This window comes from Rhodococcus sp. MS13 (assembly GCF_013277835.1).
GTDB classification, from domain to species: domain Bacteria; phylum Actinomycetota; class Actinomycetes; order Mycobacteriales; family Mycobacteriaceae; genus Rhodococcus_F; species Rhodococcus_F erythropolis.
The window spans coordinates 652,235-669,593 of sequence record NZ_VBTL01000011.1 but is presented as its reverse complement, the minus strand read 5'-3'; the positions used below and the strand labels follow the sequence as shown (position 1 = coordinate 669,593).

Genomic DNA, 17,359 nt, shown 5'->3' with positions numbered 1-17,359 from the left:
GTCGAATCCACACCACGATCGATCTGGCCAGCACTGAAGCGGGACAGCAGGTTTCGTTCACCATCGGCCAAGATGTCAACGTCACCCACCGCTACGGTGGGATCAGCAGTCACCGCACGGAAGGTCCGTACCAGCCGATCACCGAATTCCACAACGGTCGACTCGTCGAACAGATCCGTCGCATACGTCAAAGAGGCGGACATTCCGGCGGGTGCGCCGGCCTCGTCGGTTCGTTCGGTCAGGGTCAACTGGAGGTCGAATTTCGCCAACGCAAGATCGGCACTTTCGATCGACACTTCGAGGTCGCCCAGTTCGAGCGTTGTCTGTTCGTGGTTCTGGAACGTCAACGCCACCTGAAACAGCGGATGACGAGCCTGCGAACGAACCGGATCGAGAACCTCCACCACACGCTCGAACGGAACATCCGCATGCGCGAACGCCTGCAGATCCACTTCACGCGCCGAAGCCAACAGATCCGCGAACGACATCGACGGATCAACCTCGGTACGCAACACCAAAGTGTTGACGAACATACCGATCAGATCGTCGAGCTGCGCCTCACCGCGACCCGCGATCGGTGTACCGATCGCGATGTCGGTCGTTGCGGACAAACGAGAAAGTACGACGGCGAGCGCTGCGTGAACAACCATGAACGGTGTCGAGTTACTGCTGTGCGCAATCGAATTGACAGCTCCGTGCAGAGTGGCGTCGATATCGAACTCGACCTCGGCTCCGCGCCCTGAAGCGACCTCGGGACGCGGACGATCACCAGGCAGATCCAACTGCTCCGGAAGATCAGCCAACGCACCCGACCAGAACGCAATCTGCTTCGCGATCACGGACTGCGGATCCTCCTCGAACCCGAGAACCTCACGCTGCCACAACGAGTAATCGGCGTACTGCACCGGCAACGGCGTCCAAGCCGGCACGGACGCTCGTGTACGTGCTTCGTAGGCAACCATCACGTCGCGGGTCAACGGGCCCATCGAGAAACCGTCGGTCGAGATGTGATGCACCACGAACACCAGGACGTATTCGCTGTCGCCGACTTTGAAGAGCTTGGCGCGCAACGGGACTTCAGACGTCACGTCGAAGCCGACCGTCGCCAGCTCTGCGACGCCTGCAGCCAGGCGATCTTCCGTGATCGACACGGGGCTGAGATCGACAACAACGTCTCGAACGTCACGGATTTCCTGGTACCCGACGCCGTCGACGTCCGGATACAGCGTCCGCAGTGATTCGTGTCGGCCCACGACATCGATCACGGCAGCGTTGAGAGCTGCCACATCGAGGGCGCCCGAAATCCTGATCGCCGCCGGAACGTTGTTCACTGCCGACGCGGGTTCGAACCTGTTCAGGAACCACATGCGCTGCTGCGCCAACGAAAGTGGGATCCGAGCGGGCCGGGACTGCGGGATCAGTGGGGCCGTGGCACCCGAACCGGCGTGCAGCTCGAGCCGGAGGGCGAGTGACTGCACGGTCGACGCTTCGAAGAGCGCACGAACCGGAACGCTTGTGTCAAGCGCCTCCCCCAGCCGTGCGGCGACACGGGTCGCGATCAGCGAGTTGCCTCCGAGCTCGAAGAAGTCGTCGTCGCGGCCAACCTGTGCGACTCCGAGAACTTCGGAGAACACCTGCGCGACAGTCTCTTCGACGGTCGTGATCGGCGCCTGATACACCTTCGACTCGAACACGGGCGATGGCAGAGCTTTGATGTCCGTCTTGCCCGCGGTGGTCAACGGAATCGAATCGAGCACCAGGACCGAGTCGGGAACCATGTAGCCGGTGAGGAACGTCGACACCGACTCGATGACCTGTGCGGGATCCACCTCGGCGCCGGCCTGTGGCACCACGTATGCAACGAGGCGATCGCCGAAGTGATCGTCGGAGCGTACAAGAGCAACAGCTTGCGCAACGCCCGCGCATCGGGTCAGTGCGGCCTCGATTTCGCCGAGTTCGATACGGAACCCACGGATCTTGACCTGGAAGTCGCTGCGGCCCACGTACTCCACCGCGCCACCGTCGATCCACCGGACCACGTCACCCGTGCGGTACAACCGCTCTCCCGGCGCCCCGAACGGGTCTGCGACAAAACGACCCGCCGTCAATGCCGGCTGTCCCAGGTATCCACGAGCGACCTGAACACCCGACACGTACAACTCACCTGCGACACCAACCGGCACAGGCTGCAAGCGGCCGTCCAAGATCCGCGCGGCCATACCTCGAATCGGGCCGCCGATGTTCATACGATCAAACGCGGTCAGCGTATCGCTGATGTTCGAGGCGACTGTCGACTCCGTCGGACCGTACGCATTGAAGAATCCACGCACACCGCCATCCGGAAGCGGCACCGCCCACTTGGCAACGAGAGACCGCGAACTGGCTTCGCCACCGACGACAACCACCCGCAACGCGTCAAGCCCGCTCGGATCCACTGATGCCAGCGCAGCGGGCGTCACGAACGCATGCGTCACGCCCTCCGAGCGCAAGATCTCGGCCAGTTCCGCGCCGCCGTACACCGTCGTCGGCGCAATCACCATCGTCGACGCGGATCCGAATGCCATCAGCAACTCGAGGACAGACGCATCGAAACTCGGCGAGGCGAAATGCAGCGTCCGAGCATCCGCGGTCAGCGCATAGCGCTCGACCTGCTCGGCACAGAAATTCGCCACACCGGCGTTGGTGACCACAACGCCCTTGGGCAGACCTGTGGTGCCGGACGTGTAGATGACGTACGCAGGCTGCCGCTCGTCGATCGCACTACGTCGATCCGAATCACTCACCGGCGCGCAAGATTCTGCCGCGCACGCCGCCACTGTCTTCTCGTCGTCGAGAACAACCCACGTCAACGCCGACGGCAATCCTGCCTCGACGTCACTGAGCGCAAGACCCAGCACCGCACCGGAATCGGAGATCATGTGGGCGATACGGTCAACCGGATACGCCGGGTCGACGGGCACGAACGCAGCACCCGTTTTCGCCACTGCCCACAGAGCGAGAACCGAATCGGCCGAACGCGGAATCGCGATCGCGACCCGATCCTCCGGCCCGACACCCTTCGCAATCAGAACACGAGCGAGTCGCGACGACCGCTCGTCGAGTTCGCGGTAGCTGATCGACTCACCGTCGAAGCGAATCGCATCCGCCGACGGATCCACAGCGGCCGCCGCTGTGAGAATCTCGACCAGGGTTCCCGAGACCGACTGACCTCCATGAACATCGGCCAGCACACCCCGCTCGGCCGCATCGAGAATATCGATGTCACCGACGACAATCGAAGGAACCGACACGACAGTCTCGAGGATACGAACCAGACGCCGAGCAAACCCCTCGACCGTCGAGACGTCGAACAGATCTGCAGCAAAAGTGAATTCGGCCGAGAGCCCTTGCTGGATCCCGTCTTCGCCGATCGACTCGGTTACTGCGAGTTCGAGGTCGAACTTGGCAGTGGTCGTGTCGATTTCGGCGGCCTTGATCGCCAGTCCCGGCAGTTCCAATGCCGTTTGCGCGAGATTCTGCAAGGACAGCACAACCTGGAACAGCGGATGTCTGGCCTGCGACCGGGCGGGAGCCAAGACGTCCACCAACCGCTCGAAGGGCACGTCCGAGTGAGCGAACGCTCCGAGCGCAGAATCACTCGCTGCAGCGAGCAGATCCGTGAATGCCTGGGCCTGGTCGACCTCGGTGCGCAGAACAAGCGTGTTGACGAACATACCGACGAGATCGTCGAGCGCCTCGTCGCCGCGACCGGCAACGGGGGTGCCCACGGCGATGTCCGAGGTCCCGCTCAGTCGGGCCATCAGAACGGCAAGCGCCGAGTGCAACGCCATGAAGAGCGTTGCGTTGTTCTCCCGTGCCAGCGCGTCCAATCGACGGTGCACATCCCCGGAGATCTCGAACGCGAATCGCTCGCCGCGCATCGACGCCACATCAGGCCGAGACCGGTCCGACGGAAGCTCGATCACATCCGGTAGGTCTACCAGAGTCTCGGTCCAGTACGAGATCTGCTGCGAGATGAGTGATTCCGAGTCGTCTTCCGACCCCAGAACCTCACGCTGCCACAACGAATAGTCGGCGTACTGCACAGTCAACGGCTGCCACGCCGGCGCGGTCCCATCCTTGCGTGCCGAGTAGGCAATCATGACATCGCGTGCCAGGGGCGCCATCGACCAACCGTCAGCGGCGATGTGATGAACCACGATCGCGAGGGTGTGCTCGGTGTCGCTGACCGTCAACAGGCGGACACGGATCGGCACGTCGACGGTGACGTCGATCGCTGAGGATCCGATTGCAGCGACTCGACTTTCGAGCTCATCCTGATCCGAAACCGACTCCACGGTCAGTCCGCCGAACGCCTCCGAAAGCGACAGAATCGACTGCTTCGGTCCGGAAGCCCCGTCCGGATATACCGTTCGGAGCACTTCATGCCGGTCCAGTACGTCCTCGAGCGCAGTTTCCATCGCGGCAGTATCGAGATGACCAGTCAAGTGCAGAGCAAAAGTGATGTTGTAAGCAGCCGAGTCGGTGTCGAAGCGGTTCAGGAACCACATGCGCTGCTGCGCCAGCGACAACGGAATTTCCGCGGGACGCACCTGTGCGACGAGCGCCTTCTGCCCGCCGCTACCTACGTGCGACTCGATGTGTGCGGCGAGCGCCTCGACGGTGGAAACGTCGAATAGCGTTCGCACCGGCACCGTCGTGTCGAGCGCCCGCCCCAATCGGGAGGTGACCTGAGTAGCCACCAGGGAGTTGCCACCGAGTTCAAAGAAGTCGTCGTCGAGGCCGACTCGTTCCACTCCGAGAACATCCGCAATCACCTGCGCGACAATCTCTTCCACCGGCGTAGTGGGTGCACGAAACTCGCGGACCTCGAAAACAGGCTCCGGCAAAGCCCGGCGATCCAATTTGCCCACCGGGGTCAACGGAACCTCAGCGAGTTCCATGATGACGGACGGAACCATGTAGCTCGGCAGAGCCTCCGCCACGAACGAGGCGAGCACGTCCCGATCGAAACTCGACCCGTCAGCCGGTTCGACGTAGGAAACGAGGGTTGTGACACCCGCCGCGCCTTCGCTTCCGACCGTCACCGCGAAGCGCACAGACTCGTGCGAGGACAGAACTGCGTCGATCTCACCGAGTTCGATACGGAATCCGCGAACCTTGACCTGGAAGTCACTGCGGCCGACGTATTCGAGAACCCCCGCGTCACCGCGCGCGTCTCCGCCGGTCCAGCGCACGACATCGCCGGTCCGGTACATTCGCTCGCCATCCGGCGAATACGGGTTGGCAACAAACCGTTCCGCAGAAAGACCTCGCCGCTCGTGGTAGCCGCGAGCCAATGCAGCGCCCGCAAAGTAGAGCTCTCCCCTGGTACCGACTGGAACAGGATGCAGACGCTCGTCGAGTACCAGTGCCGACATGCCCTCGACGGGACGCCCGATGTCGATCGATCGGCCGATCGCGAGATCGCCGAACGACGAGATGATCGTGGTCTCGGTCGGACCGTATCCATTGAAGTAGGCGCGCCCTGGGGCCCATTTCGCCAGCAACTCGGGAGTGGTCACGTCACCGCCGACGGAGACGACTCGCAATTCAGGCAGCTCTGCCGGCTCCATGGTCCCGAGTACTGCGGGAGTGATGATCGCGTGTGTGACCTTCTCGGAATGAAGAAGATCCGACAACTCGTGTCCAACGATAATTGTCGACGGAACGATCACCAAAGTTGCACCCGCAGAGAAGGCGACCATCCATTCGAGTACCGACGGGTCGAAGCTCGGCGAACAGATATGGAGGAAGCGTGAGGACTGTTCTACCTCGTAGCGACGCTGTGCTGCGTCTCTGACCCCACGGAGACCACCGTGAGTGACGCTGACACCCTTCGGTTTTCCCGTGGAACCGGATGTGTAAATGACATATGCAACGTGAGAACTGTGAATCGGAGCGATTCGGTCCTCGTCCGTGACCGGCGCTGAAGATTGCGTCGACAGTTCTCCGTTCAGCGCCTGGCCGTCAAGGACCAACCATTCTGTGACCGCAGGAAGCTGATCTACGAACTGTCCCGACGTGAGTCCGATCGCGGCCGAAGAATCGGCCAGCATGTGCCGAACACGATCTTCCGGATAGCTCGGGTCGACTGGGACGTATGCCGCCCCTGACTTCGCCACCGCCCATACTGCACAGACCATCTCGTACGAGCGAGGAAAGGCGAGAGCAACAATGGTCTCGGGGCCGGCGCCACGTCCGATCAGAACCCGTGCGAGCTTCGACGACTGCTCATCGAGCTCGCGGTAGGTGATCGATCGACCCTCGAAGCGCACAGCAACCGAATCCGCCTCAGCCGTGCCGGACAGGAAGATGTCGACGAGACTCTGCCGGGGCATCGTGTAATCCGCGGCTACGACCGTCAGATCGGTGCGCTCGGAGCGTGAGAGCAGGTCGATATCGCCGACGATCGTTTCAGGTCGGGTAGCCACGGCATCGAGGATGCGCACGAATCGAGTAGCGAAAGTGTTCACCGTGGCCGGATCGAACAGGTCCGTGGCATAGGTGAAGGTGGCGCTCAAGACGTCCGAGTCTTCGCTGCTTTCAGGATTCTCGGACACCATGAGCTCGAGATCGAATTTGGCGACCGGTACTTCCAGTTCAGCTGCAACTGCTTTGACACCTGAGAATTCCAGTTCGCGTCGTCCACTGATCTCCGCAGTGAGCGCAACCTGGAACAGCGGGTGACGAGCCTGCGAACGCGCCGGACTCAGAACTTCGACCAACCGCTCGAACGGCACATCGGCATGCCCGTAGGCAGACAAGCCCGATTCCCTTACCCGAGCGAGCAACTCTTCGAATCGTTCGTTCGGATCGACCTCGGTGCGAAGCACCAGGGTGTTCACGAACATGCCGATCACGTCGTTGAGTGCTTGATCGCCTCGCCCGCCGATCGGGGCACCGATCGCGATGTCGGAGGTACCACTGAGCCGGCTCAACAGCGTTGCATATGCCGCCTGCAACACCATGAACAGCGAGACGCTCCTCGAGCGCGCCAACTCGTTCAACTTGCGCGTCGTGCGTTCGCTGATCTGAAAATGGTGCTTGGCACCGTGATTGGACGCGATGGCAGGACGAGGTCGGTCGGTCGGCAGATCCAACTGATCCGGCAAATCGGCAAGTGCCCGGCGCCAGAAGTTGATCTGGCGAGACGACTCCGAGCGCGGGTCTTCGTCGGATCCCAGTGCTTCGCGCTGCCACAGGGCGTAGTCGGCGTACTGAATCGGCAGCGGCGTCCACGCCGGCGCAGACTTCTCACTTCGCGCCGAGTATGCGACGAGAAGGTCACGTGCGAGCGGACGGAACGACAGTCCGTCTGCAGCGATGTGATGGAGAACCATCACCAGGACGTAATCCGTCGGAGACACCTCGAAGAGGGCGACCCGTACCGGGATTTCGAGCGTCACGTCGAAGCCGCGAGACGCCACGTCGAACAGGGCCGCGTCGAGATGCGAATTCCGAATCTTGACCGGGTTCAACTCCACTGCAGCCCGGTCGACCGGCAGAACCAGCTGTTGCGCGGTTCCGTCGACATCAGGGTAGATCGTCCGCAAGGACTCGTGTCGCTCGAGAAGATCCATCACCGCGGCATGCAGGGCGGACGGGTCCACCGACCCGGTGAGCCGGACCGTGAACGGAAGGTTGTACGCGGGCGTCGACGGATCGAGACGGTTGATGAACCACATGCGCTGCTGTGCAAGCGAGAGCGGGACAACCTGGGGACGAGGCTTGGCGATCAGCGGAGTGAGCTGCCTGGCGTTACCCGCCACAGACTCGGCGCGGGCCGCCAAGGTAGCGACCGTGGTGGACTCGAAAAGCTCTCGAACGCCGAGTTGCACTCCCAGGGCGGAACCCACGCGGGTCACCAATTGTGTTGCAACCAGCGAGTTTCCACCGAGTTCGAAGAAGTCGTCGTCGATACCGACGCGCTCGACACCGAGAACGTCGGCAAAGACGTCAGCGACAACCCGCTCGATTTCGGTGCGGGGCTCGCGGTACTGCTTCGCACTCGCGAACACCGGCTCGGGCAACCCGGCACGATCCAATTTGCCACTCGTGTTGAGCGGCAACGCATCGAGCACCATCAACGCGGCCGGAACCATGTACGAAGGGAGGCTTCGACCGGCGAACTCACTGAGCACCGCAGCATCGATGTTTCGGCCCGGGCCCGGCACGACGTAGCCGACCAATTGATCACCGGTCGGGGTGACGGTCACCAAGACAACAGCCTGGGAAACGTCGGGGTGTGCCAGAAGGACGGTCTCGATTTCGCCGAGCTCGATGCGCTGCCCACGGAACTTCACCTGGAAGTCGGTACGCCCGATGTAGTCGAGGTTTCCGTCCTCACGGCGGCGGACGAGGTCGCCGGTCCGGTACATACGCTCACCGGCCGTGCCGTACGGATTGGCTACGAACCGATCCGAGCTCAGGTCCGGTCGACCAACGTATCCGCGCGCGAGTTGAACGCCGGCGAGATAGAGCTCACCCGGCTGCCCGATGGGGGTCGGGCGAAGTTGTCCGTCCAGTACGTGCGCCTGAGTGTTCCACTGCGGCATACCGATCGGCACGGAAGTAGTATCCGTGGCCACGGCCTCGTAGTACGTGACCGACACCGCGGCTTCGGTCGGACCGTACAGGTTGTGCAGTCCGGCTCCACAGAGTTCGCGGAAGGCGGAAGACGTCTCGGGCGGGAGCGCCTCGCCGATGACGAACACGTGGCGCAACGAATCACAAGATCCGGCAGGTGCATTCGCAGTGAACAGCGTGAGCATGGATGGCACGAAGTCGGTGATCGTGACGCCGAGCTCCGCGATCTTGTTCGCCACGTAGATCGGGTCTCGATGACCGTCCGGAGTCGCGACGACGAGCGTGGCGCCGACCTGCAACGGCATGAAGAATCCCCACAGGGACACGTCGAATGTCGTAGCGGTCTTCTGCAGGTAGATGTCCGACGCCGAAAGCCCGTACTCGGCGTTCATCCACTGAAGCTGATTGTTGATCGCCGCGTGAGTGACCGCGACACCCTTGGGTCGACCGGTCGAACCCGAGGTGTAGATCACGTAGGCAGTGTTCGAGAAATGCAAGGGAGACAGGCGATCTGCGTTGACGATCGGCCTGCTGTCGAGCTGCCCATAGTCCAGCGTGTCGATCTCGATGACCCGTGTGCCCGAGGGCAGATCCACGTCGTCCCGCGCAGTGGTCACAACACACGTGGGCTGCGCCGACTCGAGAATGTAGGCGGTGCGTTCCGCTGGGTGGTCGGGATCCACCGGCACCCAGGCTCCGCCGGCCTTGGCAATCGCGTACAGACCGACCATCAAGTCCAAAGACCTGCGGATCGACAGTCCTACAAGCGATTCGGGCCCAACACCCATGGCGATGAGTTGACGAGCCAAACCATTTGCGCGAGAGTCGAATTCGGCGTATGTGAGGCTGGCGCCTTCGAAAACGACAGCGGTGGCATCGGGAGTTCTCTCGACCTGACGCTCGAATGCTTCGGTGATGGTCTGCGAGGCAACGTGGAAGCCGGTGCGGTTCCACAAGGCAACCTTGTTTCGCTCCTCGTCGGTTGCGACAGGAAGATCCCAGACCTTGCGGCTCGTTTCGGCCGAGACGAACTTCTCGAGAAACTCCACGAACCGCGAGTGATTTCGCTGGGCGTCCGCGGGCGCGTACAGATTGGGATTCGACTCGAAATCGATGTGCGTACGGGTGTCGCCGACGCTCTGGTACAGGTTGACACCGAGGTCTTCGATCAAACCCGTGGACAGGATGTGAAGCTCGCCGACGAGGGGCCCGAACGCCAACTCGGTGGAAAACATCATGATGTTGATCCAGGGACCGAAGAATCCGCCCCGACCCGGTCCGTCACCCCCGCGAACCATGTCCTCGTGTCGGTACCGCTGGTGACGCAGAGCGCCGGACATTTCGTTCCTGACATCGTCCAGAAGCTCCTGGACGGTGGTGTCCGCAGTAACGGTCAGGCGTAGTGGGACGACGTTGGAGACCATGCCACCGGATCGACGCAGCACGGCTGTCGTTCGACCGGAGACGGGCAGGCTCAACGACACGTCCTCTCGTCCGGTCATCTGAGCGAGGTATGCCGCAAACGCCGCGACTACGGTTCCGGCAACAGTGGTCTTCTCCACGCGCTCGAGGAAGCGCCCGAGCAGCGCCTCGACATGGTTGGACAGCGCTGCACTGTCGATCCGACTGACTGGAGCAGGCGCGGCACTTCGACCCGCGAGGCTCGAGATCTCGTCGAGATTCTCGATCTTGTCTGCCCAGTACTTGCGATCGGTTTCGAAACGACTCGACTGGCGGTACTTGTTGTCCACCTCGTAGACGTTCCGGAGATCGGAGGCCTCACTCGGCTCCGGATCCCGGCCCTCCACGCGCGCCGAGTACAGCTCCGCCACACGAGTGACGAACGTCGACGCACCGAAACCGTCGAGAATTGTGTGGTGGACCCGCGTGTACCAGTAGTAGCGGTTCTCGCCGAGGCGCAGGATCGTGGCAGAGATCAGTCGGTCCGTAAGCATGTCGATCGGCCGGCTGCGATCTGCTCGCATCCACCGCATGGCGGCGTCGTGCGAGTCGTCTTCACTACGAAGATCGACGTAACCGACTGAATCATCGAGTGTGGGGTCGATGATCTGGTACGGCTGGGCATCGATCTCGAAGATCCGCACGAAGGCCGACCCGATTTCGCGACCGGCGTCTGCACAGGCCTGGCGAAGGGCGTCAAGCTCCAGAGCACCACGGAGTTCGACGTACTGGGCGATGTTGACCGGTACTGCGGGATCAAGGTGCTGCGCGAACCACATACCGAGCTGGGCCGCCGAAAGTGGGAATGCGTCTGATCGCTGAACGTCTTCCGGCGAGCTGCCGACCTCCGGCTTGCCGCTCCCCAGTTCTCCGTTACCCAGCGAATTCACGCCCACAGCCTCTCTTCCACACCATTGCGCACCCGTGCGAGCCGAACGTCCGATTCGCAGCAGCTACCGACCTCATCCAACCTCGACGAGCCAGAACCACCCATTGTCTCCGATACATAGGTGACAAGAGAAATCCATACCCCGGTGTATCGACGGTTTTGCTGCAATTCGTTACAAATCGCCCAGCTCATCTACCCCCCGATCGCATTGCCGAAACGCACGGTTCAGACACTGTGCGCGACATCTCCACCCCTGGAACAATCAATTTGCTGCCGACGATCTGCACCCCTATCCACATCAGTCACCTCGGACAATTTACAGGCCCCTCAGCTACTTGGTGCCCGAGCTCGAACCAGATTCGACAGTCGCTGATCGAGACTATCGGTACACGCCGACAGACCGACGAAAGAACGCGCCGACCAGCGGTCGGCGCGTTCTTTCGATTGAAGGTACGAAGCTTCAGGAAAAACCCACACCAGTCACACTCTTCAGGTGTTCACTGGTGACACCTGGAGCCAGCTCCACAAGCTCCAGCCCGTCCGCGGTGACGTCCAGCACCGCGAGGTCGGTGATGATCCGGTTGACGACGCCCTGCCCGGTGAGCGGCAGGGTGCATGCCTCGACGATCTTGGGGTTTCCGTCGCGATCGGTGTGCTCCATCACGACGATGACGCGGCGGGCACCGTGGACCAGGTCCATCGCCCCGCCCATACCCTTCACCATCTTGCCCGGCACCATCCAGTTGGCGAGGTCACCGGTCTTCGACACCTGCATCCCGCCGAGCACCGCGGTGTCGATGTGACCGCCGCGGATCATCCCGAACGAGAGGGCCGAGTCGAAAAACGCGGCACCGGAATTGACAGTGACGGTCTCTTTACCTGCATTGATGAGGTCGGCATCGACCTGATCGTCGGTCGGGTACGGCCCGGTACCGAGGATGCCGTTCTCGCTGTGCAGGACCACCTTGACACCCTCGGGCAAGTAACTGGGGATCAGTGTCGGCAGGCCGATACCGAGGTTGACGTACTCACCCGGCCGCATCTCGGCAGCAGCGCGAGCGGCCATCTCGTGGCGGGTCCAACCGATACGAGTTTCCTCTGCGCTGCTCACTTGGTACCTCCTGAGACGGTCCGCTTCTCGATCCGCTTCTCCTGTGGACCTGTGTGCACGACCCGCGCGACGAACACCCCAGGTAGGTGCACGTGCGCGGGGTCGATGTCGCCCGACTCGACGAGGTTCTCCACCTGCGCGATGGTGATCCGGCCGGCCATGGCAGCAAGCGGGTTGAAGTTCATCGCCGTCTTGTTGAAGACGAGATTTCCTTCGGTGTCGCCGTAGTCCGCGTGCACGAGCGCGAAGTCAGCGGTGATCGCCTCTTCCAATACATACGTGCGGCCACCGAACACTGCCGTCGCCTTCGGTGGCGACGCCACGGCGATCGAACCGTCCGGGTTGTATCGCCACGGCAAGCCGCCCTCGGCGATCGGTGTGCCGACGCCGGCCGGAGTGTAGAACGCCGGGATGCCGGTACCGCCAGCTCGCAGCCGCTCGGCCAGCGTCCCCTGCGGCGTCAACTCCACTTCGAGCTCACCGGCGAGATACTGGCGCGCGAACTCCTTGTTCTCCCCCACGTACGACGCCGTCACCCTGGCGATCCGGTGCGCGCCGAGCAGAATGCCGAGACCGTAGTCGTCGACACCGCAGTTGTTGGAGAACACCTCGAGATCGGTGGCGTCGCCGTCGGCGATCGCCGCGATCAGTGCGTCGGGAATACCGCACAGCCCGAAGCCGCCCACTGCGAGCCTGGATCCGCTCGCGATGTCGGCAACTGCCTCAGCTGCCGTATTCACGACTTTGCTCATCCGTTAGTTCTCCTTCTGCTGAAAGATTCCGGCTCGGTGAAGAAGCTTCTCGGCGTGACGAAGAACGGGAGCGTCGACCATCTTGCCCTCGAACGCGAACACACCACGTTCAGTAGACACCGCGGCAAGCACTCGTGTGGCCCAGTCGATCTCTTTTTCCGAAGGTGCGAAGGCACCACGGATGACCTCGACCTGACTCGGGTGAATCGCAACCTTCACGTCGAAGCCGACTGCGACAGCATCAGCGGACTCGACGCCCAGGCCGACGAGGTCCTTGATGTCGAGATAAACGGAATCGACAGCCAACCGGCCGTAGCTCTTCGCAGCCAGGAGAGACGTCGATCGGACGTGCTTGGCAACGTCGCGGTACGAACCGTTCGGGTGCCTGCTCGAATTACCGCCGAGACCGGCCACAAGATCCTCGGCTCCCCACATGACACCGATGGCGTTCGCAGCAAGCGCGATGTCGGCCACGGCGAGGGCTCCTCGCGGGGACTCGACGAGTGCAACCACATCCGCCGGTGCGAGCGAGAGGACGTCCTCGGCCGATTCGCACTTGGACAGCATGAGACGCGAATAGTGTGTGCCGTCCAGCGCGATCAGATCGAGTTCGTGATCAGGCGTACCGACCGGATTGACGCGCACAATCGTCCGGTCCGGATCGAGAGGAGTGTCGATCAGGGCTGCACGCGCGGCTTCTTTGTCGGCCGGAGCCACCCCGTCTTCGAGATCGAGGATCACGACGTCGGCAACGGCGGCCGCCTTCGCGTAGCGCTCGGGACGATCCGCCGGGCAGAACAACCAGGCCGGCCCCGGTGGCGTCCACGTCATGAGGACACCTCGGCCGGGCGGAGCTGCACCAACGTCTTGCGCGTGGCCAGTGCGACGACATCGCCGTGCTGATTGCGCCCGGTGTGCACGAGCGTCACGATGCCTTCGCCCGGACGGCTCTTCGACTCACGCTTGTCCGCGATGAGCGTCTCGGCATACAGGGTGTCCCCGTGAAAGAGCGGCTTCGGGAAGCTGATCTCGGAGAAACCGAGGTTGGCGACGATGGTGCCCTGCGTCAACTGCGCGACCGAGAGGCCGACGATGGTCGACAGGGTGAACATCGAATTGACCAGCCGCACACCGAATTGAGTGTCCTCGCTGTACGCGGCATCGAGATGCAGCGCCTGCGTGTTCATCGTCAGAGTCGTGAACAGTACGTTGTCAGCCTCGGTCACCGTTCGGCCTGGGCGATGCTCGTAGATCGCGCCGACCTCGAACTCCTCGAACCAGAGTCCGCGCTGAGTGATCTTCTTGGGGTTCGTCACAACCCTGCCTCACGGGCGATGAGCATCAACTGCACCTCGGTGGTTCCCTCACCGATTTCGAGGATCTTGCTGTCACGGTAGTGGCGCGCGACGGCGTACTCGTTCATGAAGCCGTATCCGCCGTGGATCTGGGTGGCGTCGCGGGCGTTGTCCATGGCAGCTTCGGAGGAGATGAGCTTGGCGATGGACGCCTGCTTCTTGAACGGCTTGCCCGACAACATGAGTGCGGCCGCGTCGTAGTACGCGGTACGTGCGACGTGGGCGCGGGCCTCCATACGCGCGATCTTGAACGCGATGGCCTGGTTGTGTCCGATCGGCCGACCGAACGCCTCGCGCTCCTTCGCGTACTTGATCGACTCGTCGACGCAGCCCTGGGCGGCACCGACGCTCAGCGCCGAAATAGCGATTCGGCCTTCGTCGAGGATGCGCAGGAAGTTCGCGTAGCCGCGGCCACGCTCACCGAGCAGATTCTCTTCGGGGACACGAACATCGGCGAACGTGAGGGGATGGGTGTCGGACGCGTTCCAGCCGACCTTGTTGTACGCCGGCTCGGCAGTGAAGCCCGGCGTCGTGGTCGGCACCAGGATCGTCGAGATCTCCTTCTTGCCACCGTCCTTGACACCCGTGACCGCGGTGACCGTCACGAGCTTGGTGATGTCGGTGCCCGAGTTGGTGATGAACTGCTTGTTGCCGTTGATGATCCACTCACCGCTGTCGAACTTCGCGGTGGTCTTTGTGCCGCCGGCGTCGCTACCCGCACCGGGTTCGGTCAGGCCGAAGGCAGCCAACGACTTGCCGCTGGTGAGCTGCGGAAGCCACTCCTGCTTCTGTGCCTCGTTACCGAAACGGTAGATCGGCATGGCACCAAGGGACACACCAGCTTCGAGAGTGATCGCGACGCTCTGGTCGACCTTGCCCAGCTCTTCGAGCGCCAGGCAGAGTGCGAAGTAGTCGCCGCCCATTCCGCCGTACTCCTCGGGGAAGGGCAGGCCGAACAGTCCCATGTCCGCCATCCCGGCAACTACCTCGTACGGGAAGGTGTGGTTGGCGTCGTGCTCGGCAGCAACCGGTGCCACGACGGTCTTCGCGAAATCCGCAACCGTCTTGGCGAGCTGCTGGTATTCGTCCGGAAGCGCTCCGGTGGCAAGGTAATCGGACATCAGGCGTTCTCCTTCTGCGTCGTGTTCTCGGTCTTTTCTTCTGCGGCTTCTTCGTCCGCGACAGGTACCACGCGAGCCAGAACCTGATCCACCATCACCTGATCGCCCTGACGGACAAGCACTTCCACGATCCCGTCGATCGGGGACGTCAAGGAGTGCTCCATCTTCATGGCCTCGACAACGACGAGTGGTTGTCCCGCGCTCACTGCCGCGCCGTTCTCGACGTTGACTGCGATGACGGCACCGGGCATGGGGCTGGCGATTTCGGCGTCACCGGCATGCTTGTCCTCACCGCGAACGCTGACTTCGGCAACCTCGCGCACGTGCCAGGTTCCGCCGCCCGCCAGCCACAGACCACCATCGGTCTCGGCGACGACAAACCTGCGTCGGCGTCCGTCGATGACTACCGCCAGTTCGGATCCCGTCAGGGTCGCGCTGAATGCGCGCGGCTGTGAACCTTCGACCTCGACCTTTGCATCGGCGGGAACGCCGACGATCGCAACGTGCGACGTTCGGGTGCCGGCGGCGAGCCTGATGCTGGTCGGAGCGGGAGTTCCGACGCGCCATCCACTCGGGACGTCCCAGGGATCAACGGATTCCGAAGTTGTCCATCGCGAGAGCCAGCGATACGCCGCGGCAGCAATGAGAACCTCGTCGGAGGCATCGGCCGCGACAAAGTCTTCGACGCGACGATCGAGCAGACCGGTGTCGAGGTTGCCCGCGATCACATCCGGATCAGCGAGGAGGAATCGTGCGAACTCGATGTTGGTCACGACTCCGAGCACTGCGGTGTCACCGAGTGCGCGATCGAGCTTGCGCAGTGCGCCTGCGCGGTCGGGAGCATGGGCGATGACTTTGCTGAGCATCGGGTCGTAGTCACTGCCGACGACGGTGCCCGCGAGCAGTCCGGAATCGACGCGCACGCCGGAACCTGACGGCTCGACCAGATCGACGACGCGGCCGCCGGTCGGCAGGAACCCACGGCCCGGATCCTCCGCGTACACACGAGCTTCGATAGCGTGCCCGGTCAGTGTGATGTCGCTCTGGGAGAAGGCCAACTTCTCCCCTGCTGCCACACGAACCTGCCATTCGACCAGATCCAGTCCGGTCACCATTTCGGTGACGGGGTGCTCGACCTGCAGGCGGGTGTTCATCTCCATGAAGAAGAACTCGTCCGGCTTGTCGGCGGAGACGATGAACTCGACAGTGCCGGCGCCGGTGTAATCGACGCTTCGAGCGGTGTTGCAGGCTGCCGCGCCGATCCGGTCACGGGTCACCTGATCGAGCAGCGGCGACGGAGCCTCTTCGATGACCTTCTGGTGACGCCGCTGCAGGCTGCATTCGCGCTCACCCAGGTGAACGACGTTGCCGTGCTGGTCGGCGAGAACCTGGACCTCGATGTGCCGGGGCCGCAGGACGAATCGCTCGAGGAACAGGGTGTCGTCGCCGAACGACGACGCGGCCTCACGGCGGGCACTGCGAAGAGCCTCGGCCAGATTGGCCGGATCCTCGACCAGACGCATTCCCTTGCCACCGCCGCCTGCCGAAGGCTTGACCAACACCGGGTAGCCGATGTCCTCGGCCGCTGCGATCAGTTCTTCGTCGGTCAGATTCGGGCGAGCGATACCCGGGACCACCGGCACGTCGAACGCGGCAACCGCGTTCTTCGCGGTGATCTTGTCGCCCATCACCTCGATAGCCCGCTCGGAGGGGCCGAGGAAGGCGATTCCGGCGGCCGCGCAAGCAGCCGAGAACGCCGAGTTCTCCGACAGGAAGCCGTAACCGGGGTGAATACCCTGAGCACCGGTGGACTTGGCAGCGTCGATCACCTTGTCGATGACGAGGTAGCTTTCACGCGCCGCGGCCGGTCCGATGTTGACGGCAGTGTCGGCCTCGCGGACGTGGCGAGCATTCGCATCGGCGTCGCTGTAGACGGCGACGCTGCGAATTCCCAACTCACGCAACGTGCGGATCACGCGAACCGCGATCTCACCGCGGTTGGCCACGAGAACAGTATCGATAGTGCGCAACTCAGTCATTTC

Annotated in this window: 7 protein-coding genes; all 7 read right to left on the bottom strand. The window is 62.7% G+C overall.

Translation table 11 applies throughout. The features are described from left to right. A partial coding sequence (locus tag FEZ59_RS24880) for an amino acid adenylation domain-containing protein (RefSeq protein ID WP_346343248.1) occupies positions 1 to 10,979 on the bottom strand: 10,979 nt, incomplete at its 3' end. Positions 10,980 to 11,438: 459 nt separating this feature from the next. Then, positions 11,439 to 12,044 carry a 3-oxoacid CoA-transferase subunit B gene (locus FEZ59_RS24875; RefSeq protein WP_172933349.1) on the bottom strand — a complete coding sequence of 202 codons (606 nt, stop codon included), beginning with the start codon at positions 12,042 to 12,044 and terminating at the stop codon, positions 11,439 to 11,441. Positions 12,045 to 12,085: 41 nt separating this feature from the next. Then, positions 12,086 to 12,841: a CoA transferase subunit A gene (locus FEZ59_RS24870; RefSeq protein WP_172933341.1), complete on the bottom strand. Its 756-nt coding sequence runs from the start codon at positions 12,839 to 12,841 to the stop codon at positions 12,086 to 12,088. 3 nt (positions 12,842 to 12,844) lie between these two features. Then, complete coding sequence (locus FEZ59_RS24865) at positions 12,845 to 13,672, bottom strand: CoA ester lyase (protein WP_020906880.1); 828 nt, start codon at positions 13,670 to 13,672, stop codon at positions 12,845 to 12,847. Further along, a complete protein-coding gene (locus tag FEZ59_RS24860; RefSeq protein ID WP_003942078.1) occupies positions 13,669 to 14,157 on the bottom strand; it encodes a MaoC family dehydratase in 489 nt (162 codons plus the stop codon). Before FEZ59_RS24860 ends, FEZ59_RS24865 begins: the two co-directional genes overlap by 4 nt. Continuing rightward, positions 14,154 to 15,317 carry an acyl-CoA dehydrogenase family protein gene (locus FEZ59_RS24855; protein WP_007730190.1) on the bottom strand — a complete coding sequence of 388 codons (1,164 nt, stop codon included), beginning with the start codon at positions 15,315 to 15,317 and terminating at the stop codon, positions 14,154 to 14,156. The genes FEZ59_RS24860 and FEZ59_RS24855 overlap by 4 nt, the downstream gene beginning before the upstream one ends. Beyond that, complete coding sequence (locus FEZ59_RS24850; protein ID WP_172933340.1) at positions 15,317 to 17,356, bottom strand: acetyl/propionyl/methylcrotonyl-CoA carboxylase subunit alpha; 2,040 nt, start codon at positions 17,354 to 17,356, stop codon at positions 15,317 to 15,319. Before FEZ59_RS24850 ends, FEZ59_RS24855 begins: the two co-directional genes overlap by 1 nt. Between the last annotated feature and the right edge of the window lie 3 nt (positions 17,357 to 17,359).

Coding starts and splice junctions, on each gene's coding strand:
- FEZ59_RS24875 (WP_172933349.1), bottom strand. CDS start 12,044: ATGGCCGCTCGCGCTGCTGCCGAGATGCGGCCGGGTGAGTACGTCAAC.
- FEZ59_RS24870 (WP_172933341.1), bottom strand. CDS start 12,841: ATGAGCAAAGTCGTGAATACGGCAGCTGAGGCAGTTGCCGACATCGCG.
- FEZ59_RS24865 (WP_020906880.1), bottom strand. CDS start 13,672: ATGACGTGGACGCCACCGGGGCCGGCCTGGTTGTTCTGCCCGGCGGAT.
- FEZ59_RS24855 (WP_007730190.1), bottom strand. CDS start 15,317: ATGTCCGATTACCTTGCCACCGGAGCGCTTCCGGACGAATACCAGCAG.
- FEZ59_RS24850 (WP_172933340.1), bottom strand. CDS start 17,356: ATGACTGAGTTGCGCACTATCGATACTGTTCTCGTGGCCAACCGCGGT.